General features: G+C 40.7%; 17 protein-coding genes. All 17 read right to left on the bottom strand.

The features are described from left to right. Positions 1-65 precede the first annotated feature (65 nt). Positions 66-3,110: an efflux RND transporter permease subunit gene (locus MKY18_RS08305; protein ID WP_342497805.1), complete on the bottom strand. Its 3,045-nt coding sequence runs from the start codon at positions 3,108-3,110 to the stop codon at positions 66-68. 202 nt (positions 3,111-3,312) lie between these two features. Continuing rightward, positions 3,313-3,573 carry a stage V sporulation protein SpoVS gene (spoVS, locus tag MKY18_RS08300; RefSeq protein ID WP_029281188.1) on the bottom strand — a complete coding sequence of 87 codons (261 nt, stop codon included), beginning with the start codon at positions 3,571-3,573 and terminating at the stop codon, positions 3,313-3,315. 201 nt (positions 3,574-3,774) lie between these two features. Beyond that, on the bottom strand, positions 3,775-4,569 hold the full coding sequence (locus tag MKY18_RS08295; protein ID WP_003212177.1) for a TIGR00282 family metallophosphoesterase: 795 nt from the start codon (positions 4,567-4,569) through the stop codon (positions 3,775-3,777). Positions 4,570-4,657: 88 nt separating this feature from the next. Further along, positions 4,658-6,220, bottom strand: a complete 1,563-nt coding sequence (gene rny / locus MKY18_RS08290) for a ribonuclease Y (protein ID WP_003211958.1) — start codon at positions 6,218-6,220, stop codon at positions 4,658-4,660. Positions 6,221-6,526: 306 nt separating this feature from the next. After that, positions 6,527-7,564 carry a recombinase RecA gene (gene recA / locus MKY18_RS08285; protein ID WP_044141863.1) on the bottom strand — a complete coding sequence of 346 codons (1,038 nt, stop codon included), beginning with the start codon at positions 7,562-7,564 and terminating at the stop codon, positions 6,527-6,529. Between the two features lie 177 nt (positions 7,565-7,741). Then, the gene (locus tag MKY18_RS08280; RefSeq protein WP_065097419.1) at positions 7,742-8,992 is read right to left on the bottom strand and encodes a competence/damage-inducible protein A; all 1,251 of its coding nucleotides are present in this window, start codon (positions 8,990-8,992) and stop codon (positions 7,742-7,744) included. Positions 8,993-9,008: 16 nt separating this feature from the next. Then, positions 9,009-9,590 (bottom strand): CDP-diacylglycerol--glycerol-3-phosphate 3-phosphatidyltransferase, encoded by a 582-nt coding sequence (gene pgsA, locus MKY18_RS08275; RefSeq protein WP_044141864.1) that lies wholly within the window; start codon positions 9,588-9,590, stop codon positions 9,009-9,011. A 75-nt stretch (positions 9,591-9,665) separates the two neighbouring features. Continuing rightward, positions 9,666-10,577 carry a helix-turn-helix domain-containing protein gene (locus MKY18_RS08270; protein WP_003212257.1) on the bottom strand — a complete coding sequence of 304 codons (912 nt, stop codon included), beginning with the start codon at positions 10,575-10,577 and terminating at the stop codon, positions 9,666-9,668. Between the two features lie 23 nt (positions 10,578-10,600). Next, on the bottom strand, positions 10,601-11,392 hold the full coding sequence (locus tag MKY18_RS08265; protein WP_003211480.1) for a DUF3388 domain-containing protein: 792 nt from the start codon (positions 11,390-11,392) through the stop codon (positions 10,601-10,603). Positions 11,393-11,523: 131 nt separating this feature from the next. Further along, positions 11,524-11,781 (bottom strand): DUF3243 domain-containing protein, encoded by a 258-nt coding sequence (locus MKY18_RS08260; RefSeq protein ID WP_003211590.1) that lies wholly within the window; start codon positions 11,779-11,781, stop codon positions 11,524-11,526. Between the two features lie 73 nt (positions 11,782-11,854). Beyond that, positions 11,855-12,583 carry an SDR family oxidoreductase gene (locus tag MKY18_RS08255; RefSeq protein WP_126741675.1) on the bottom strand — a complete coding sequence of 243 codons (729 nt, stop codon included), beginning with the start codon at positions 12,581-12,583 and terminating at the stop codon, positions 11,855-11,857. 31 nt (positions 12,584-12,614) lie between these two features. Beyond that, a complete protein-coding gene (locus MKY18_RS08250) occupies positions 12,615-15,734 on the bottom strand; it encodes an MMPL family transporter (protein ID WP_126741674.1) in 3,120 nt (1,039 codons plus the stop codon). Next, positions 15,712-16,188 carry a MarR family transcriptional regulator gene (locus MKY18_RS08245; protein ID WP_126741673.1) on the bottom strand — a complete coding sequence of 159 codons (477 nt, stop codon included), beginning with the start codon at positions 16,186-16,188 and terminating at the stop codon, positions 15,712-15,714. Before MKY18_RS08245 ends, MKY18_RS08250 begins: the two co-directional genes overlap by 23 nt. 151 nt (positions 16,189-16,339) lie before the next feature. Then, complete coding sequence (locus MKY18_RS08240) at positions 16,340-17,632, bottom strand: pitrilysin family protein (RefSeq protein WP_265208356.1); 1,293 nt, start codon at positions 17,630-17,632, stop codon at positions 16,340-16,342. Continuing rightward, positions 17,629-18,909 (bottom strand): pitrilysin family protein, encoded by a 1,281-nt coding sequence (locus MKY18_RS08235; RefSeq protein ID WP_106067486.1) that lies wholly within the window; start codon positions 18,907-18,909, stop codon positions 17,629-17,631. Before MKY18_RS08235 ends, MKY18_RS08240 begins: the two co-directional genes overlap by 4 nt. A gap of 145 nt (positions 18,910-19,054) precedes the next feature. Continuing rightward, positions 19,055-22,171 carry an MMPL family transporter gene (locus tag MKY18_RS08230; protein WP_126741672.1) on the bottom strand — a complete coding sequence of 1,039 codons (3,117 nt, stop codon included), beginning with the start codon at positions 22,169-22,171 and terminating at the stop codon, positions 19,055-19,057. Between the two features lie 317 nt (positions 22,172-22,488). Further along, positions 22,489-23,721, bottom strand: a complete 1,233-nt coding sequence (locus MKY18_RS08225) for an MFS transporter (protein WP_185107272.1) — start codon at positions 23,719-23,721, stop codon at positions 22,489-22,491. Between the last annotated feature and the right edge of the window lie 34 nt (positions 23,722-23,755).

The following is a 23,755-nucleotide window of genomic DNA, read 5'->3' as shown; positions in this document are numbered from 1 at the left end:
ATTTTTTTGGATATTTTTCTAAAAAAAAAGCAAATCCCCGTAGAAAAGGAGATTTGCTTTTTGCGTCATCGTCTTTTTGAAACGGCAATATATAAGGCAGGTACGATTAATAGTGTCAAAATTGTTGAGAAAAAGACACCCGATACAATGCAGATGGCCAGCGGCTTAAAGAGCGGATCATTACTTAATGCTACAGGCAAAAGGGCGACAAGTGCCGTAAATGCTGTTAGTAAAATTGGCCTGATCCTTGCTCTTCCCGCTTCAATGACAGCTGTCTGTTGATCGAATCCCTGCTTACGCCGCTGCTCAATAAATTCGAACAAGACAACCGCATTTCGGACCACGATACCAGCTAATGAGACAATTCCCATTGTTGCCATAAAGCTGAACGGCGTTTGGGTGACAAACAGTCCGATAACAGCTCCAGATATCGCTAAGTAAACCGTTCCTAGAACTAATAGTGGAAGCATCAATGAATTGAACTGGAAAGCGATGGTCACATAAATGAGAAGCAAGACAACTCCAAATAAGAGACTAATTTCAATAAAGAACTGGGATTGATTTTCATTTTCTCCGCCTTGAGAAATGGCTAAATCCTTTGCTGCATCCGTTTTTCCTACTTGATCGACAACTTCTTTCATGTCGTCTTTAAACGAGTCTGACGTGCCAGGGTACGCCTTCAGCGTAATGGTCGGAATTCCATTTTCATGTGGAATGCTTTCGTACTGCTCTGTTTCTTTTTCTTTTACATATCGGCTAAGTGGCTCAAGTGAAGGCATACCTCCTTCATTTGAATTCACAGGCACTTTTATTTTGTTTAGCTTTAATCCATTTTGATGTGTACCTACATCCTGTTTGACCACTAAGTCGATATCTTTTGTTCCTTGTTTAAAGCTGCCTAATGGCATACCTTCTGTCACAAGACCGAGCTGTCTGCTGACAAACTGAGCGCTGAGACCATCTTCTGCCATTCGGTCACGGTTTAGTTCAAAGGAGATCGTTTTTACTGGCTGATTGACATCGTCAGTGATCAAGCTTGCTCCTTTTTCTTTCATTTCACTTGTGAGCGTTTCTTTGACATCAATGAGCTTTGCAAAAGAGTCACCCGCAATGGTTACTGTCACAGGCGCACCAGTTGGCGGTCCTTGAACAATGGTTTTCATAAAGATATCAGCATCTTTAAATTTCTTACGCAATGGCTCTGTCATACGATCTATTAATTGTTTACTCGTCATCTGATCATTGTCTACTCTCACGACAACCTGACCAGTATGATCACTTGCATTTGAAATACTTTCATTAAACAGGTTCGGTACACCGCCGCCTGCAAAGATCGCCGTTTCTTCAATGCCTTTCTGCTGTTTCATCTCTTGTTCTATTTTCTCTAATGTTTCATTTGTTTTGTCTAATGTTGTTTCACTTGGAAGTGTGACAGTGACAACCACTTCTTTCTTATTCGCTGCAGGGAAAAATTCAAATGGTGTGACGAAAATCAGTAAAAAGGCAAGCGTTGCAACAAGCAAACCACTTAAGCCAATAAGCAGCGGACGCTTCACAATGTTCGTCAGCATACGGTCTGCATAAAAATCAGCTAATTTTTTTAACGGTTTGCCTAGGAATCCTGGCTCTTTTTGAATTTTCTTGTTCTGTCTTTTTCGGTTCACGGTATATTGATAGACTGGCACTAGTGTCAGAGAAATCACCATAGATGCAAGTACAGTCGTTACGAGAACAGACGGTAATGCTCGTATAAATGAACCGTTTGCACCTGATAGGAAAACAAGCGGCAAGAAAGCAAACACAACCGCTAGTGTTGATGTCAAAATAGACCCTGCAACTTCTTTGACCCCTGCAATCGTTCCTTTCAGCGGACTTTCATATTTTTTCATCTGTCTTAATATATTATCGTTGACGACAATGGCATCATCGACAAGTATTCCTAGGGCAATGATAAAGCCGATAATCGAAATCTGATTGAGGTCCACTTGTAAAAATGGCAGCGGAATCGTTCCGATTGTGATTGATAATGGGATGGCAAGTGAAACGATAAACGCACCGCCAATGGTAAGACCAAGTGTGGTGACAACAATAACAGCGATGACAGCAACAATGGCTTCTTTTATCAAATCATTAAAAATGGCATCCACTTCACTTTTTTGTGAATAGTAGTTTACCCACTCGACACCACTTGGAAGCTGCTTCTCTTTCTCAATAACATCACTGACTTTGTCATACATTTTAGGGATATCAAGCCCTGGTTTGATATTGACTGTAAATGAATAGGCGGGCTTTCCGTTATACGACACAATGTCACTTTTCTCTTTTTCTACTTCTTTTAAAATGCCAAGCTGACTGATTGTGACCGGTTCACGGTTCGTTTTGGAGAAAAGCTCAAGCTTTTTCACTTGATCCAAACGGTCGTAGGTATTGATGGACAGCTTGACCTTCTCGCCGCCTGTCCGAATGTCGCCTAGTGGAGATGTATCAAATTCCTGATTGATGGCATTTGTGACATCCGTTACATTTAACCCTTCATCCTCCAGTTTGCTTGAATCTAAGTTTAATACCGCTTGCTTATCATTGAATCCTTTGATGACGACACTGTCTACCCCTTTGATGTCCTCAACCTTTTCCTTCAACGCACGCAGCGATTCCTGACTTTTTGCTAAGTCTGTTGATTGACTTGCCACAACCATATAAGAACCAACCGGCACGTTGCCAAACTCATCCTTTACATCAGGCTCCATCACTCCGTCAGGAAAGGACGACGCAGCACTCGTGGTTTCATTCTTAATTTGACTTGCCACCTTTTGAAAGTCGGCTTGATCATCAATTTCAAGCACAATATTTGAAAAACCAATGGCAGAAACAGAGCTCGTTTTCTCTACACCATTGATATCAGATATGGCTGATTCGAGCTTATTGGTTACATCACTTTCCACCTGTTTTGCATCCGCACCCGGAAACACGGTGGAAATCGTGACGATATTTGCTTGGAATTCTGGCAGTTCTCGCTTAGGAAGCTGCGTAAATAAATAGCCGCCAGCAATGAGAACAATAAAAAATAAAATAAAAACAAGCTTTCCTCTTTTCAAAAAAGCTTCAATCATTATTTCACCTACTTAAATATTTATTTTTGATGAAGTATTTTTAACTTAATCTTAATTTATCATCATGGTGAAAAAATGCAAGCTCTAATATGTCATTTTTATCTATTTCATGAACTGAATATGTTATATAAGAAATGTATAGTGGTAAACAAAAACAACCTGCTTACATGATGTAAGCAGGTTGAAAATAATAAAATTAGAATTATCGTGGCTCAATAATCAATTTGATGGCTGTTCTTTCTTCTCCATCGATAAGAATGTCAGTAAAGGCTGGAATGCATATCAAATCCACTCCGCTTGGTGCAACAAATCCCCTTGCTATGGCTACAGCCTTGACCGCCTGATTCAGCGCTCCAGCGCCGATTGCTTGTATTTCCGCTGCACCGCGTTCACGTAAAACGCCTGCTAATGCTCCTGCTACTGAATTCGGATTTGACTTTGCTGAAACTTTTAAAATTTCCATTTCTGCTCCCCCTTAAATTTACAATGGATAAGTGAGTGTTCATTAGAACAATCTTTGTTAGATGATGCTATTTTTTGAAAATCCATCCCCAAAATGTTTTTCAAAAATAGCAGGCTACCTACCATTTTTACTATATTCACGATAGAGGGCGCATATTCCTTCTTTCTGATTAATATTTTTCTGAAATAAATATGTGAACATTTATTCAAAGAAAATATGGTCATCATTTATCAAAATTCGATCAATTTTGACAGCTTTTTTCGACTGTTCGTCAATTTCTACGATTACTGCACTTAATGTCGTGCGTCCTTCTGCAATCTCAAAACGGACTGGAAGACTTGTTTTGAATCGTTTAATAATCGTCTCCCGATCAACACCTAAAATGCCATCATAAGGTCCTGTCATTCCCACATCTGAAATATACGCAGTTCCTTTTGGCAAAACGCGATTATCTGCTGTTTGAACATGTGTATGCGTTCCAACGACACATGATGCACGGCCGTCTGTATACCAGCCCATCGCTAGCTTTTCACTTGTGGCTTCACCATGAAAATCAATAAAAATAAACGGTGTACGTTTGGATGCTTCCGCAATTAACTCGTCTACTTTTTGAAATGGGCAGTCAAGTGGGGGTAAAAAAGTACGTCCTTGCAGGTTGATGACGGCTAATTCTTTCCCTTGTTTTTTTATAAACGTCAGACCTTTACCAGGTGTGCCTTCTGGGAAGTTCGCCGGACGAACCATGTTGGCTGCGTCATCAATGAAATCAAAAATGTCTCTTTTATCCCAAGTATGGTTGCCCATTGTGAGCACGTCAGCTCCTGCTTGCAGCAGCTCATGATAGATTTTTTCAGTTATCCCTTTCCCATGAGCAGCATTTTCTCCGTTGACAATGGTAAAGTGGGGCTGATATTTCTTCTTTAGCTTTGGTAAGTATTCTTTCAGTGTGTCTCGTCCAGGTGAACCGACAATATCTCCAACAAATAATATTTTCATGCGCTTTGAACCCTTTCTCTTATAAATTGACTTCTTATCAGTGTTGCATATTTACACAAAAAAATAAAGCGGCGCTAAGCGCACCGCTCTATTTTGCATACTCTACTGCGCGAGTTTCTCGAATGACCGTCACTTTGATGTGACCAGGGTAATCGAGCTCGTCCTCAATTCGCTTACGAATATCCCTTGCTAGACGGTGAGCTTCAAGATCATTAATTGAATCTGGCTTCACCATAATACGCACTTCACGTCCAGCCTGTATCGCAAACGATTTTTCAACACCTTCATAAGATTCAGAGATATCTTCTAATTTCTCAAGTCTCCGAATGTAATTTTCAAGCGTCTCACTTCTTGCACCAGGGCGTGCTGCAGATAATGCATCTGCTGCCGCAACAAGAACAGCGATAATAGATGTCGGTTCTTGGTCACCGTGGTGAGAGGCAATACTGTTGATGACAACAGGATGCTCTTTATATTTCGTCGCAAGCTCAACGCCAATTTCTACGTGGCTTCCTTCTACTTCATGATCAATGGCTTTTCCAATGTCATGCAGAAGACCTGCTCGTTTTGCAAGCTTTGCATCTTCTCCAAGCTCTGAAGCCATGAGACCTGCAAGATGTGCAACCTCAATTGAATGCTTCAGGACATTTTGTCCATAACTTGTACGGAATTTTAAGCGACCGAGAATTTTGATGAGATCCGGATGCAGACCGTGAACTCCGACTTCAAATGTCGTTTGCTCACCCATCTCACGGATATAATCATCGACTTCACGGCGTGATTTTTCCACCATTTCTTCAATTCGTGCAGGATGAATGCGGCCATCCTGGACTAGCTTGTCCAGAGCTATCCTCGCTGTTTCACGTCTAATCGGATCAAAGCCCGATAGGATAACAGCTTCAGGTGTATCATCTATGATCAAGTCAATACCTGTTAACGTTTCTAACGTACGGATATTTCGTCCTTCACGTCCGATAATACGACCTTTCATCTCATCATTTGGAAGATTGACTACAGATACCGTCGTTTCAGCTACATGATCAGCTGCACAACGCTGTAACGCAAGTGAAAGAATGTTTTTCGCCTTTTTATCAGCCTCTTCTTTCGCTCGGTTTTCAGATTCTTTCGTCATGACTGCAATGTCGTGGGAAAGCTCATTTTCAACTTGATCCAGAATGATTTGTTTCGCTTCATCTCGAGTTAAACTTGAAATACGTTCCAACTCGGCTTTCTGCAAACGAATCATATCATCCACTTTGCTTTCCATCTCTTCAATATGTTGTTGTCGTTCATTCAGAGAATGATCTCTCTTCTCCAACAGGGACTCCCGTTTATCTAAAGATTCGTCTTTGCGATCAAGATTTTCCTCTTTTTGAAGTAAACGGTTTTCTTGTCTTTGAAGCTCATTACGTCTTTCACGAACTTCTTGCTCCGCCTCTACACGAAAGGAATGAATTTCATCTTTCGCTTCCAAGAGCGCTTCTTTCTTCAATGCTTCCGCATCACGCTTTGCATCCTCAACAATTTGTTCGGCCATGTTTCTTGCGCCGGATATTTTTGCTTCTGCAATGGTTTTACGAACAAAGTAGCCAACAACTAAACAGATTAGGCTCAGCAAAATGGAGATGATCGTAAACATCGTAGGCGACATATTTTCACCTCCTCTTGCTATGAACTTGGTTTTACAAATAAAGTGTCGGCATGTACATTGTTTTGTGTCTCAACATACAGGGCCTTCACAGGGAATGAGATCCTCACTGCCCTTGTCAAGTTTAAATTAGTTATCAATCATGTTAAGAAAAACAAGTGATACATTTCCATTGTAATTGTGTCGGAAATACTTGTCAAGCTAGTCAGACTGAGGCGTAAGTCGTTATTTCAAGCAAAGACAGAACTTTTGACCTGCTAGCTGTCATGTAAATGTAAAAAAAAGACGCTTTTCAGCGTCTTTTAGTCTTTAAATTTCCAATTCCTCTTGACCTTCTTCTTCAGCTGCTTTCACTCCGTTTGTATCCAAACCGTAGTGCTCTCTAATTTGTTCTTGAATCATGAGAAGAATATCTTTGTTTTCTTTAAGGAACTGTTTCGCATTTTCGCGGCCTTGTCCAAGACGTTCCTCTTGATAAGAATACCAAGCACCGCTCTTTTGTACGATATCTAATTCGCTTCCAAGGTCGATGATTTCGCCCTCTTTTGAGATTCCTTCACCGTACATAATGTCTACTTCTGCAATACGGAATGGCGGTGCTACTTTGTTTTTCACCACTTTAATTCTCGTTTTATTCCCCATAATGTCATTGCCCTGCTTCAGCTGTTCAGCACGGCGCACTTCTAAACGAACAGATGAATAGAACTTCAGCGCACGTCCACCTGGCGTTGTTTCAGGGTTACCGAACATGACCCCAACTTTTTCACGAATTTGGTTAATAAAGATGGCAATGGTTTTTGATTTATTAATGGCACCAGATAGTTTACGAAGTGCTTGGGACATCAAGCGTGCTTGTAGGCCAACGTGCGAATCACCCATGTCTCCTTCAATCTCTGCTTTTGGTACAAGAGCAGCTACTGAGTCAATAACAACAATATCAACTGCCCCGCTGCGGACAAGAGCTTCTGCAATTTCAAGTGCTTGTTCTCCTGTATCAGGCTGAGAAAGTAACAGCTCATCAATATTGACACCTAGTTTTTGAGCGTAGACTGGATCGAGCGCATGCTCTGCATCAATAAATGCAGCTTGTCCTCCCTGCTGCTGAACCTCAGCAATGGCATGAAGTGCTACTGTCGTTTTACCAGAACTCTCTGGACCATATACTTCAATAATACGGCCGCGAGGATATCCACCTATTCCTAGTGCAGTATCAAGTGCTAACGAACCACTCGGTACTGTTGAAATACGTGTATCTGTTCGCTCTCCTAGTTTCATAATAGAGCCTTTACCAAACTGTTTTTCTATTTGTTTAAGAGCCATATCTAAGGCTGCTTGACGATCACTCATTCTATTGTTTCCTCCTTTATCAATTCCACTATCTATACTATACCTTGTTTCACGTCATTTGCCAAGAAAAAAACGAACACATATTCGATTTTTTTCTTGGCAGATTTTTAAGAAAAGAGTGATTTCTATTAGAAAAAACACTCTTTTATAAAGGAGTAAACCTAACAAAAAACAAAATTAACTCTCTTTTAATAAATTGAGCAAGTGATGCAGTCCGTATTTCACAGCGCGCTTTCGAATGCCCGACCGGCTTCCTGTAAACATCCATTCAAACACGTCTGTATGGTCTTTCGTAGATAGCCCGATGAACACTTTTCCGACAGGCTGCCCCTCGTGGGTATCAGGGCCTGCTACACCCGTAAAGCTAATACCAATATCACTTCCCGTAAGCTTTCTAGCACCTTCAGCAAGCTCTAAAGCACACTCTTTGCTAACAGCACCATGAGAAGACAATGTTTCCTCACGGCAGCCAAGCACCTGCTGTTTGACTTGGTTTGTATAACAAACGATACTGCCGCTTAAAATCGACGATGCACCTTCAAGGTCTGTCAGCCATTCAGAAAACATTCCGCCTGTCAGGCTCTCAGCCGCTGCCACTGTTTTCCCGTGTTCGTGCAGGGACTTGGAAGCTTCACGGACAAGTGATGTATCACCATACCCGTAGAAGTACTCTCCTACACGCGCTAAAATTTTCACTTCCGTCTCTTTTAACAAACGCTCCGTTTCTTTTTCATCCTCATGCTTAGCCGTGAGCCTAAGTGTCACTTCACCGTCAGATGCGAGAGGTGCAATCGTTGGGTTGGTTTGAGCATCAATTAAATCTTCTAGGTCTGTTTCAAGCTGTGATTCGCCGATTCCGAAAAAGCGAAGAACAACAGACACGATTTTTTCCTTTAAGTCCAGTTTCTCAGATATCAGCGACTTCGCCTCGTTCTCAAACATTGGATGCAGTTCACTTGGTGGTCCAGGAAGTAGCATATAAAACGTATCGTCTTCTTGAATAAACATACCTGGGGCCATCCCAAACCGGTTCACGAGCACATCAGATCCTTCTAGAACGAGTGCCTGCTTCCGGTTATTCGGTGACATGTCTCGTCCAGTCTTTCGAAAGTATTCTTGAATGGATTCAAATGCTTCTTCATTTAGCACGAGCTCTTTTCCAAGTGTACTCGCGATGGTTTCTTTTGTTAAATCATCTTTCGTTGGTCCAAGACCACCTGAGAAGATAATAAAATTCGATCTTTCCTGCGCCACTTGAATGGCCCTTTTTAAACGCTCTGGATTGTCACCAACTGCTGTATGGTAATACACATTCACACCAATTTCAGCTAGCTGTTTGCTTATGAATTGTGCATTCGTATTCGTAATTTGCCCTAGCAAAAGTTCGGAACCGACTGCAATAATTTCTGCTTTTCTCTCTGACTTCAAAGCGTACACGTCCTTTTTAGTTAGCATTCTTTAAAGATTCCCAGTTTTTCACAAAGTAATCCCAGCCTGACACAACAGTGAAGAACACTGCTACCCACATCGCAAGGTCACCAAACGGGAATGATACAAGTTCGAACGGCAGGTTATGCAATAGAAGAGCTGAAATCGCAATGATTTGCGCCCATGTTTTCACTTTTCCAAGCATATTAGCTGCTACCACTTCACCGCCTCCGGCTAGTACAAGTCTTAGACCAGTTACAGCAAATTCACGGCTAATGATCACAATCGCCATCCATGCCGGCGTGAGGTTGTACTGAACAAGTATAATTAAAGCAGCTGAAACAAGCAATTTATCTGCAAGCGGATCTAAAAATTTACCAAAATTCGTCACTAAGTTCAGTTTACGCGCATAGTACCCATCAATCCAGTCCGTTGTCGAAGCAACAATAAACAGGATTGCTCCAACAAGATGCGTCACTTCGATGCTGACGTGACCAAAACGTGCAACGCCCCAATCTAAAGGTGCAAGCATAATAATCATAAAAACAGGGATCAAGGCGATCCTAGAAAGAGTTATTTTATTCGGTAAGTTAAACATGAATTTCAATCCTCCAATAAGCCATTTTTTTATGTATATATAATAGTAGGAACAAAAGAAAAGTCATCTACTTGCTTAAGATGACTTTTCCTTTCCTTTATTCACAATCACAATGTTTTGTGTCATGGTGTTCTTAGGGTCTAATTCGTACTTAAGTGTCTCGTCATTCACCTTAATATCAATTCCAGTCGCATTGCCTAGACGGATATCGACCTGAGAGAGCTCAGACAGGTCTGTTTTAAACGATTCACCATCTTTTAGTTCACCCATTTTCAGCACTTTTCCAGATTCGTCTCTGACGCGCAGCCAAGAAGCTTTTGTAGCAGAAATGGTTAACTCCATCTCATCTGCGCCTGACACTTCATACGTTGTCGTTGAGCCTTCTGTATTCGCTGCCTTCAAAGAGACCGTTTCATCGTCTTTGGATGAATCCTTTGATGAGTCATCTTTTTTAGATGATTTTTCTTGATCATCTGACGAAGCTTTTTCTTTTTTCTTTTGATCCTTTGCAAGAGATGAATCCTCAGATACTTCATACTTAGATTCTGACTGCTGAGGAGCCGTCTGGTTGTTCTTCTGTCCGCTATCATGATTGACCGCCTGCACGATGACATAAATGATCGCGATGACCACTAGGACACCTCCAATAATCAAAATGGTCGGCAGCAGCTCAAGCACCTTCGAGGCAGGCTTAGGCAGCTCTCTTTGCGGCTTAATATTTGATAATTTATCAGATACTTCATCGTTATACGTGCTCGGCACATCTTTACGAAATTCTTCGAACAATTGTTCAGGATTTAGTCCAACGGCTTCGGCATATTGTTTAATAAACGCTCTGACGTAAAATTTACCTGGAATAATATCATAGTTTCCTTGTTCGATTGCTAGCAAGTAGCGCTTTTGGATTTTGGTCACCGTCTGAAGATCCTCCAGCGACATCCCTTTTTCCTCTCTGGCCTCAATGAGCCGTTTTCCCAATTCAGTCAAAACAAACACCTACCATTACCATATTAAAAATCGAAGCCAGAAAAACCAGAATGATCAAACACTTGTGGTTCTTCAGCGTGCTCATATGTAATCTCTTCGTCTGCACTATTACGCAATTCAATGATATAGTCGAAATCATCCATTGTATATTCTGAATTTTGAATAAAGATGTCTGGATGCTCAACTACTTTTGTTGCCGGCAGTCTCATAATTTCTCTTAAAAGCTGCAAGTGCTTCTCAGAACCTCTTCGCGTCGACACAATTCCATCAATAATAAAGACGTTATCTGGGCTGTATTCATCCGCAATCAGCTGGCTTCGGATCGTCTGTTTCAAAAGAGTGGATGATACAAAAAGCCATCTCTTGCTGGCACATACACTTGAAGCCACAATTGATTCTGTTTTTCCGACACGCGGCATCCCGCGAATCCCAATTAATTTATGCCCTTCTTTTTTAAATAGTTCAGCCATAAAATCAACAAGAAGACCAAGCTCGTCCCTTTCAAATCGGAACGTCTTTTTGTCATCTGCATCACGCTGAATATATCTGCCGTGACGAACCGCTAAGCGGTCACGAAGTTTTGGCTGTCTTAATTTCGTTACTTTTATCGTTTCCATTGTATTTAAAATTGATTCAAGGCGCTTAATTTGATCTGTATGGTCACAGCGCAGAAGCATTCCGCGTCTTGATACATCAACACCATTAATTGTCACAATATTAATTGAAAGCATCCCCATTAGAGATGAAATGTCTCCTAAAAGTCCGGGACGGTTTACCTGTATCTCATATTCAAAATACCATTCGAGCTTTGCCAAATGATATTACCCCCTTCATTGTGGCAAATTTTTACCTTCCTATATCATAAAGCATTTTCACATTTTTAGAAAGCACAATGTTGTGAAACAGTTAAAATAAAAAGAGAGGCACAAACGACCCCTCTTTTTGTTTAGTGCGAGCTATTATTTTCAACCAGTTTGACCATCATATTGGCAATTGCGCGCTGCTCATCTTCTGATGCAACGCTCCAAAGGTCAGCAAGTACTCTTTCTTGCTCGTTCTTTGCTTCAACTTCGTTAGCTAAATATCCGCCAATTTCATACGCAAGGTTATTGATGGTATCATCTTTTAAGCCTTTATCCTGCGCATGATTTAAACGGTCACCTAAAAAGTTTTTCCAATGGTCCCAGTTCTCAAGTACTGACATGTCGATTCCTCCATTCGAAAAGATGAATTACAGCCATAGCTTTTGTCATGGAGAGACGAATTATACACGTTTTTTAACAGTACCAGCCGCCATTAACGGATAAAATTTGACCTGTCATATAACTTGACTGCTTTGAGGCGAGAAACCAAATGACATCAGCAATCTCCTCAGGTGATGCAAGCCGGCCAAGCGGGATTTCTTCCTCCAGCATTTCAATATCTTCTTGTGTGAAGCTTTTCATCATGTCTGTATGGACAGCACCTGGTGAAACAGCATTTGCTCTAATTCCACTTGGGGCAAGCTCTTTTGCCAGACCTTTAATAAACGCATTTTGCGCCCCCTTCACCATGCTGTACAGCACTTCACACGATGCACCTGTTTCACCCCATATCGAGCTTATCGCAACGATATGACCTGTTTTTTTTTGAATCATGGCTGGCAATAGGTGCTGGGTGAGCTCATATGGACTTGTCACATGAAGCTGCACCATACTGGCTAATACGTCTTTTTCTGTATCTGTCACTAATCCGATATGACTCTTACCGCTATTTAACACAAGAATATCCGGAGATACGGGCAGACGGCTGACGAGCTCATCTGCACCGCCCATTTTGGCTAAATCTGCTTGAACGACATGCGTCTGAATATGACATGTTTCTTCCAGCTCAGCGGCAAGCTGCACGGCTGTCTGTTCATTTTTGTGATAATGGAGTATCACATGGCAGCCTTCCTGGGCGAGCTTTTTTGCCGCAGCCTGCCCAATCCCGCCACTGGCACCTGTTATCAGCGCCCATCGACTCATCACATGGATTCCTACTTTCTATTTGAAATATCTATTCTTTTCGTTTAAATGGGAACCAGTTCGCTGATCCGAACAATTTCACCATTACAGGTACGAACAATGGTAGCACAACGAGTGCGTACAGCAAAAGTCCTGTGAGAACAAGTGTTGCAATCTGCAGGAGAGACAGCACTCCTGAAGGAAGCATGGCTGCAAATGTTCCTGCCAAAATAACAGCAGCAGACATAATGACAGAGCCCATATTCTTCATTGATTCGGTCATCGCAAACTGAATGTCTTTTGTTTTGTATTCATTGAACCTCTCCATTAAGAAAATCGAATAATCGACTCCGAGCGCCATTAATATGACAAATCCAAAGAAAGGAACCGCCCAGTTAATGCCCGGATATCCGAAGAAATGAGTGAAAATAAATTCTGTCATTCCGATAGCTGTAAAGTAAGTCAAAATAAGTGAACCTACTAAGTACAGCGGCATCACAAGCGAACGGAACAGGATCACCAGGATGAGGAAAATACCGATCATCATGTAAAGAACCGTCTTATTGAAATCTTGGTCTGACAGCTGTTTTAAATCAGCGTTCATACTTGATACACCTGAAACGCCGAATGATGCATCTTTTAAATTCGTTTCAGGAAGTGCCCGCTTGACAGAAGCTTCTACTTGTTTGATCGTCGACAGGGCTTCATTGCCATATGGATTTTTTTCTAAAATGACATCAATCTTTGTCATCTTGCGGTCATCCGACATGTATGAATCAAATACTTGCTTGAATGCTTTGTTTTTCAGCACGTCTTTTGGAATAAACCAGCCGGCCATGTCTTGATCTGGTGCATTTTTCAGTTCGTCTAAGTAGTCACCTGCACCCATTAGTCCGCTTGAAATTTTCTCCAAGCCATCGACGCTTTTGTTCAGCCCGTCTGTCAGCTTGGTCAGGTCATCACCGAAGCCGCCAATCTTTTCTTTCATTTGTTTTTGACCATCAATCACTTGCCCGGCACCATTTGCAAGCTTTGGCATATTATCAGCTATTTGCCCTTGACCTTTAGACGTTTTATCCAATCCAGTTTCAATTGCATCTAAGCCAGCAACGAGTTCATCGATTTGACTCGTCAAAACTTTTTGCTGCTCTCTAGCTTTTGCGATAAAGGCATCTGCTGCTTCAAGCTGTTTTCTAGCTTCTTTCGCTTGTTTGGCATAGCTGTCTGCCTGTTTCGCCCCTTCTTGCAACGTCGTAGAAAGTTCATTATATGAAGCTTTGATGGCTTGATACGATTGATTTTCTTTCACCTGCGGAATTTGTTTTTCAAGTGTACTAAATTGTTTGTTTGCTTGTGTGATTAATGCTTTTACATCCGCTGCGGCAGAGGATGACGTATCCACCTGCGCCAATGCTGCCTTTAATTCTTTGGAAATGTTTTTATACAGCGACACTTGCTGATTCACTTGTGCGACTTGGGCCGTTAATTCTTTTTTCGCACCTTTAATTTTTTCTTTAATCTGTGCAACACCGTTTTTGTTTTGATCGATTCCGCTTTGTAAATCTCTTAACGATTTTTCGACATTTTGAATGCCTGTTTGCACTGATTCTGTACCAGAAATCAATTTGTTAATGCCTTTTCCAGATGATTTGATTTGCGGCGTTTGATCCTCAATGGATTGACTCATTGTCGTCAGTGCATCTTGGATTTTTTTTAAGCCTTCATTACTTTTATCAAGTCCGGTATTCAGTTCTTTGGCTTGTGATTTCACGTATAGATCACTTAGCCCTTTACCGACAGGACGTGTCGCACTTCTCACTTTACTTACGCCATCTGTTTGTTCAATTGCACGGCTGAGTTTTTCAACAGCAATCAGCCCTTTATTGTTGTCTAACAGATCAGCTGATTTCACGACAATCGTTGCCGGTAGAGCTTCTCCTGGCCCAAATTTGTCGGAAATCGTATTGAATGCATTGACTGATTCATATTTATTACCGATTTCATCTAAGCTATTATAAGAAAGCGTTCCTTTATACATGAGAATGGGAGGAAGCGTAATGATTCCTACGATTAGTAAACTGAAAAGTGGTTTTTTAAATGAAAAGCGTCCTGCTGTTTCCCACATTTTTGACTGCGGATGCGCAATATCACCTTTAATCGGCCAAAATAACACTTTTCCTAAAACCGCCATAAAGAACGGAACAATCGTGAGAAGCGCCACAATGAGCACAGCGACACCAACTGCTACTGCAACAGCTGATTTATAGAGCTGAAACTGTGCCAGACCAATACATGTAAAACCGATGAGCACAGCAATTCCGCTGAATAAAACAGTCTTTCCTGCTGTTTTATACGTAATAAGAATCGCCTCAATTTTATCTTTACCGTGTGCGATCTCTTCTTTAAAGCGGCTGAGAAGTAGAATGCAGTAGTCTGTTCCTATTCCAAACATGATCGCGACCATGAAGATTTGGGTAAAGGTCGAGAGCGGGAAGTCGAGATATTTAACTAAATAAGCCACGATGGATTGACTCACCAAGTAAGACAAAGCTACTGCGACTAATGGAACGAAAGGCGCCACAGCTGATCTAAAGACAAGGACAAGAACGATGAGAATAAACCCAATCGTAATGAACTCTGTTTTCTTCAGACCTTCTTGCGAGCTTGTGATCACGTCATCATCAATTAACGGCTGTCCTGTCATTTCATATGTCAGATTTAAGCTCTTCAGCTTTTCATTGACTCTTTCTTTAAAATCGGAAGCTTTGATTTTGTTTGAGTCATATGTAACTGGAACAAGGAGCGTCGTGCGATCTTTAGAGAGCATCTGTTTTTTGATATCTTTATTGGCGTCAAAATAAGAAGTGATGTCCTCGACATGTAGATTTTGGTCCTTTTCTAAAATCTCCATTGCCTTTTTTAAAGATGTTTCTCTTTCTTTGACGATGTTCTTTTCTTGAAAGACAATGACAATTGATTTTTCTGTATCACCGTTTTCAGACATTTTCTTTAATAACTGATTTGCATATGAGGACGGATAGCCGTCTGGTACTGAAATTTGCCCTTTTTCTTTTGTTAATTGCGCCATATTAGGAGCGGTGATGAGTAACACTGCCGCTAATACGATCCATAAAATCGTGATCAGCCATCTACCCTTTATGATTGCTCTCATTAGTACTTTGTGCCTCCTCTTCGATGATTACTTGATAGATCTTTTCATATGTTTGAATAAATGATTCCATTTCTTTTTCTTCCAGCTTTTCAAAATAAGATCGAACGAGATCCTGAAGCTGCTTTTCCATTCGGCTGACCACATCTTTGCCCTCTGGCGTAACGTACAGGTGAACATTTCTTCGATCGGCTTTATCGTGCTCACGGACAATATAGTTTTTTGTAAAAAGACGATTGGTCATGGAGGTTACCGCACTTTTATTCACATTGCATACATTTGCAAGGTCAGTAGACGTACATCCAGGATGTAAATTAATGTATCGAAGCGAGTAATACTGATCAAGCGTCAGCTCTTTATCAAGCTTTTCCGTGATCATACTCGATACCTTTTTTTCCATCATGAGATAGACGTCTGCATATCTCTGAATGAGCTGTGCAATTTTTTTTTGTTCCATACGCTGCTCCTTTTTAGTTTAAGTGTTTAACTATTAAAGAGTTTAACTAATGAACAAAATGATTGTCAATGAAAATCCTCACAAATCACAGGCTTTTATTCATTAGACACAAAAAAGACAAACTCATTTATCTGAGTTTGTCTCTCTTTATTTATTTTGTTTTCGGGACGACTTTGAAAACGGACATCCGTTCTTCGTCAATTTCTTCCTCTAAAATTTGCTGAATGTCGGTTAATTGGATCTGTTCCAGCATGGTCACGACATCAAATAAGCTCATGTCTAAAAATGCATATCGAGTGAATTGATTCGCAATGTATTCAGGAGAGTTCATGGCTTTTAAAAAGCTGCCGATTTTCTTCTTACGCGCGAGCACAATTTTCTCTTCTGAGATCAAGTTCTTTGCTTGAAGAAGGGTTTCTTTTAATACTTTTGCCAGCTGATCAGGATCATTTGTATCTCCGCCAACTGACGTGAAGCCAAAGCCGCCTTCTTCCGTATAATCGTAGCTGAAGGTCTCATCAATTAAGCCTTTTTCATACATTTGTTCATATTGTAAGGAGCTTTTACCAAACAGCGTCTCTAAAATGAGATTCATTCCTAGTTCATGTTTTAGCAACTCATTTCCTTTTTTATGAGGATTCTTAGTTTTCAAACCGAACATACATTTCGAGCCTTGTACGTTCATTGGAAGTTCGTATTCTTTTCGGTACACACCTTCAGGCTCATTGATGTCTTTTCGTTTGATCTCTGGCTGGTCTGTAAATGGCTTTTTAGCCTGATTCGCTCGAACTTGGTCTAATATTTGCTTCGGGTCAACGGGACCGACAACAAATAGAAGCATATTACTCGGGTGATAGAACGTTTCATAGCATTCATACAAATGATCTTTTGTAATCGGAGCAATACTTTCTACAGTTCCAGCTATATCAATTCTCACAGGGTGCTCTTGATATAGATTTTCAATCAGACCGAAGAATAAACGCCAATCCGGATTGTCATCATACATGTTAATCTCTTGACCAATGATGCCCTTTTCTTTTTCGACCGTTTTTTCAGTAAAATAAGGCTCTTGAACAAAATCAATGAGTGTCTCAAGATTTTGTTCGACATTTGAGGTGCTTGAGAATAAGTAAGCTGTTCTCGTAAATGTCGTAAAAGCATTTGCGGATGCTCCTTGTTTACTAAATGTATGAAATACGTCTCCGTCTTCTTTTTCAAACAGTTTATGCTCTAAGAAATGGGCAATTCCGTCAGGCACTCGAATCATGTCTGCTTTGCCAAGCGGCACAAATTCGTTATCGACAGAGCCATATTTGGTTGTAAAAGTCGCATAGGTTTTGTTAAACCCTTGCTTTGGGAGCACATAGACGTCAAGTCCGCTCTCCATTTTTTCGTGATAGACCGTTTCTTGCAGCTGGTCGAATTGAATTGTTTTCACTGTCATGAAGCTCCCTCCGTTCCTTTAAGAAAATAGGTCGTATCCCATTCGATTTTCTGACCCACTTTGATGATATCCTCTTTTGTCACTCGGTCAAGTGCTTCTAAAAAGGAATCAAGTGTTTCCCCTGTTGGCACAACGGCATGCTGATACAGGTATTCCGCTGTCCCATAAGATGTATCGATCGTTTCAAGTAGCTGATTTTTGACGACAGCTTTTGTTTGGTCAATCGCTTCATCTGAAAAATCACCTTTTTGCATCGCTTCAAATTGTTCTTTAATGATGTCTACTGCCTGCTGATAGTTGCCGACTTCAATCCCTGACATGACCATCATCAAGCCTTTAAAGCTCTCAAGTCTAGACACAGCGTAGTACGCAAGACTTGCTTTTTCCCGAACATTGATGAATAGCTTCGAGTGCGAGAAGCCGCCGAATATGCCATTAAACAAATGCAAAGCCGGATAATCGTCATCTGCAATCGTCGTATGCGTGCGAAAGCCGATATTCAGTTTGCCTTGCTTCACGTCTTCTTCGTCGATGACTTCTTTTGCTTCTCTTTGCGTGCTTGTTGATTCAGCGTGTTGTTTAACCGGTTCTCTATCACTTGTTTTGAAGTATTGAGAGACCATTCGGCTGATGTCTTGTTCGTCTACATCTCCCACAACATAAAGATCAAGCTGATTTGTTTGAAGCGCATGCTTATATGCTTCAAACAGCGATTGAGCTGTGATCGTTTCGATATCTTCCATTTCTCCATTGACGTGCAGTGCATACGGTTCACCTTTGCACATTTCCTGCACAAGCCTTAAGTTCGAGTAACGCATTTTATCATCATACACTGCTTGAATTCGCTGTTTTAAAGTGCGTTTTTCTTGATCTACATATAATTGACTAAACGCTCCATTTTCAACATACGGATGGAATAGTAGATCAGATAGTAAGGCAATCCCTTTTTCTAGTAAAGGGGTTTGATCCTTTAAATATTTCTCATTCGCCATTTCCAGGCGGAAGGTAATGATGTGATTCTCCCCTTTTTTCGCCATGTCTGCTGAAACCGTAGCACCATAAAGCTCATCAAAATAAGCACGCAATTCTCCTGTTTTCGGCATTTTCTCTGTTCCTCTTAACAGCACATGCGGGAAAAGTGAACGCATGGTGACGTCATCTTTCGATAGAGGCGCGAGCATTTTAAAAAGGATTGTGACCGTTTTAAATTTTTCTGTTTTGACAATATGAGTATGAAGACCAGGTGTGTCTAGTGTCTTCTCTTGTAAGTACGTCATGAGAAACCTCCTTTGTTCATCCTATTTATTATGTATTAGAACATAGCTGATATATACGTAAAACAGCCATTTAATAGACATTATATCAATCAGAGGAAAGGATAGGAAATAAAAACGCCTCTGCTATAAGCAGAGACGCCGGTCGTTATTTCATTCTAAAAGGCCACCAATTCCATTTACCGAAAATACGAACCATGACCGGGATGAAGAGCGGTAATACAACAAGCGCATATAATAAAAGCCCAATGAGTATGACCGTTGCAATTTCAACAAGTGATAATACACCGGACGGCAGCATAGCGGCAAAGGTCCCCGCTAATATTGCGACTGCTGAAATAATGACGGAACCCATATTTCTCATCGCTGATATCATTGATGCTTGCACATGCTCTCCCTTCCATTCATTAAAGCGATCCATTAGAAAGATCGAATAATCAATACCAAGGGTGACAAGAATGACAAAGCTGAAAAATGGGACAGCCCAGCTGAGACCGTCGTAGCCAAAAAATGTTTTAAAGATCCATTCTGTTAAACCGACGGATGTAAAATACGTTAAAATGAGTGAAAGTGTTAAGTATATCGGCATGACGATTGACCGTAATAATATAATTAAAATGATAAAGATGCCAACTAACATGAAAATGACCGTTCGAATAAAGTCACCGTCAGATGTTTCTTTTAAATCTACATTTAAACTTGAGATACCAGACACACCGTAATTTGCATTCTTTAACCCGCTGACAGGTAAATATTGATCAAGGGTGTCCTCAATTTTCGCAACGCCTTTCATCGCTTCATTGCTGTATGGATTCACATTTAAAATAACTTCAAAGGATGTTAATTTACGATCTGGAGACATATACGTATGAAAGATTTGCTTAAATTCATGGCGTTTCAGCACTTCTTCTGGAATAAACCAGCCTGTTATTTCTTCATCTGGCGCTTTCTGAAGCTGCTTTAAATAGCCGTCCGCCTCTGTGAAGCCGCTTTTGACCTGCTCAAGCCCTTCAATACTTTCATCTAAACCATCTGTTAACAATGTGAGTTTTGATGAAAGCTGACTAAATCCTTTTTTGATTGCTTTTTGGCCGTCTGTCAGCTGGTCTGCGCCATCTTCAATTTTAGGCATTTCTTTAATCAATTGTTTTTGGCCCTCATTTGTTTGTTCAAGACCGTTATAAACTTGATCGAGCCCTTCCATGAGCGCTTGTACTTGACGTTTTACTTCTTTTTGCTTGCTTGATAGGCTTTGAATCACTGAATCTGCTTTCTTGATCTTTTCTTTAAAGACAGAGGCTTCCTCTTCATACAGATTCATTTGGTCCCCTGCTTGATCAAGCATTCCTTTTGTGTTTTTGAATACTTCCTTGATTTCTTTATATTCATCCATATCTTTTACTTCTGGCAGCCGTTTTTCAAGTGCTTCAAACGATACATTTTCATACGAACTTTTTACTTTTTTAATGGTGGTTATCAGCTGCTGATTTGATTTCGCATGACGTTCAAGCGTACTCACCATTCGTTTAAGCTCTTGAATCATCGCTTCACTGCTTCGATATTCTTGCTCTAATTCCTTTTTTGCTTCTTTGATTTTACTTCGAATGGTTCCGACGCCATCTTTACTGCGCCTCACCCCATCTTCTAAAGAGATCAGGGACACCCTTACTTCTCCAATGCCGCTTTTGATCGCTTTTGTTCCATCAATCAGCTGATCAATGCCTTTAGCGGATTCTTGAATTTTTGGTTTTTGTTTAAGAAGGGCAAGATTTGTTTCGGTCAAACCATCTGAAATTTTCCCAATTCCTTCATGGCCTTTTCCTAGTTCTCCGCCCAGCTCTTTTGCTTGAGAGGTGACGTAAAGCTGACTTAGCCCATCTCCAACAGGCCGAGTGACACTACGGACCGTTTTTACTTCGTCAATGTCATTTAATTTACGGGTCAGTTTTTCAATCATGACAATCTTTTCTTGGTTATCTAACTTATTGTCACTTTCAACAAGTACATTCAGGGGCAGCGCTTCCCCAAAGCCAAATTGCTCTGATATCGTATTAAATGCAGACACTGATTCATACTTTGTCCCAATCTCATTTAAGCTGTTATAAGAAAGAGTCCCGTCGTACATCAGAATAGGAGGCACCGTAATGAGTGCAACTAAACCTAGGCTGATCAGTGGCCTTTTAAATGAAAAACGCCCAGCCCATTCCCACATTTTACTTTGCGGGTGGCGAATGTTTTCTCTTTTAGATGGCCAGAAAAGGGATTTTCCAAAAACAGACATAAAAAAGGGAACGATGGTGACAAGGGCGATCAGCAGGATGCCAACTCCTACAGCAACACTAACAGCCGATTGATACAATTGAAATTTGGCAAACCCAATGCTTGAGAAGCCGACTAACACGGCTAAGCCACTGAAAAGGACCGTTTTCCCTGCACATTTATATGTGATGATAATTGACTCTTTGACATCACGACCTTGACCGATTTCTTCTTTAAAACGGCTTAAAAGCAAAATACAATAATCTGTTCCTATACCGAACATAATCGCTACCATAAAAATCTGAGTAAAATTAGATAGAGGAAATTGCATATATTCTACTAGAAAAGCCACAATACAACGGCTGACAGCATAAGAAATGCCGATCGTAATGAGCGGAACAACAGGTGCCAAAATCGATCTGAAAACAATGATTAAAATAAAGAAAATAAAAATGATCGTTATAAGTTCAGTTTTCTTCAGACCTTGTTGAGAGCTTTGAATGACATCTGAATCCACAAATTTTTGTCCCGTCATTTCATATGAGACATGATAGGGCTTTAAAACTTCCTCAATTTGTTCTTTAATCTTCACAGCTTTTGTTTCGTAGTGGTCGAATTTGAATGGAACAAGAAGTGTACTTTTATCCTTTGATAAAAGTTGTTTTTGAATGTCCGGATCTACATGAAAATACGAAGTAATTCCGTCAATGTGGAGGTCTGGAGCATGTGTCATGAGTGCAGATAAAGCCTTTTTTAATTCCTGCTCTTTCTTAGGGAACAGATGTTGTTCGGAGAATACAATAACACCCGTATCTTTTTTCCCGTTTTGATCTGTGAGCTTATCCAATAAGTGAAGTGCCTCAGCTGTTGGTGTCCCCTCCGGAACCTTTAATTGCCCTTTTTCTCTTGTTAATTCCTCTAAATTGGGCGCAGTAATAAACAGAATCACAGCTGTTATCATCCACACCACTAATACAATCCATCTTGCTTTAATTATTTGCAACATAGCTGCTTCAAGCTCCTTCTAGTTCATCAATCAATTTGCTATATTTGAGCGTGTCTGAAGTGCTGACTGCGTCTCCTTCAACGTGCTAATGGCAGGATGACCTATTCAATTGTCTTTTCGTGTTGAAGAAACACACATTCATCATCACCACGCGAACTCAATTTCTGCCTAAAGAAGGACAGAAAATGAATGTTTTTGAACACCTCCCGCTTGGAATAATTTAAAAGATATTACTATACATTAGTTTAACTATCAAAATTTTACATGTCAATTTATAAAAAAGAAAAAAGATGGCAAAATACCGTCTTTTTTCTAGATTAAACCGTTTTTAATTGTTCACTTTCATCTTCTTCATCTGGCTGGATGAAGAAGATGACCAAAAATAGAGAAATAAGACTGCAAATGGTCGAGAGAATAAAAACGATGGAGTCCCCTTTATCCATGAGATAAGCGTAAATCGGAGGTCCTAAAGCGACACCGATAAAACGCATACTGCTGTAAAACGACGTAATGGTTCCGCACTGCTCTTTTTCAATTCCTTCTGTGATCAGGGCATCAAGTGCAGGCAGGACAATACCGATGCCAACACCACCAATGCTTAAGCAGGTAAACAATACGTAAAAGCTGTGATTCCACCATAAAAACATATAGGAAAGTGATAACAAGGCCATGCCTACGATTAAAAAGATTCTCATTTTCCCTTTTTCTTTTCCAATCGTTTTCCCAGCAACGTATGAGCTGATGGATAGAAAAAGGAGCGGAATGCTAAGCAGGAGCCCTTTTTTGACACCCTTAATTTGATAAGCTGCCTCTAGGTTATCAGATAAGTAAAAAAGCACACCAAAAAGAAGAAACATAATAAAACCGCCAATTGCAAAAATGGCATACAGCCAGCGTCCTTCATGCTTAAATATGGTCTTTGTTGATTTTAAAAATTCTTTAAATGAAGGCGGGTCCTCCTCTTTTTTCGCGGATTCTACCATGAACAGTACCATGAGAAAGCTGATGATTGAGAAGAACGGAATAAACCAAAACGGCACAAACCAAAACCATGAAGCCAAAAGCGCCCCAATAATCGGGCTCAATACCTTTCCAGCTGTGTTAGAGGTTTCAATGGCGCCTAGTCCCGCACTGACTTCTTCATCATCATGAAACAAATCTCCAATAAACGGCATCACGACAGGCGCTGCCCCGGCTGAGCCAACACCTTGAAGGACCCTGCCAAATAGAATCCACATGTACGGTTCTTTCATGATCGTTGAGGCAACTGCTGCCACAGCCCCTCCAAGTCCTGCGATTAACAGACACGGCAGGAGTACCTTTTTTCGCCCGATTCGATCTGATAAATAGCCGGCGATCGGAATACATAAGATCGCGACAACGGAGTATACCGTAATAATGAGGGAGACTTGAAAGGAAGTAATGGAAAGTGTCTTTTCTATCTGTGGCAATACGGGAATGAGCATCGAGTTCCCAAGTGTCATGATTAAAGGCACTGATGATAATGCAATAATATTCTTTTTACTGACTGTTTTCTCGCCCAACATCATTCACCCAATTCTATATACTGTTACGTATTAGTGT

The organism is Bacillus sp. FSL R7-0672 (assembly GCF_038601465.1).
Classification (GTDB): domain Bacteria; phylum Bacillota; class Bacilli; order Bacillales; family Bacillaceae; genus Bacillus; species Bacillus pumilus.
This window is presented reverse-complemented; position numbering and strand designations above follow the sequence as displayed.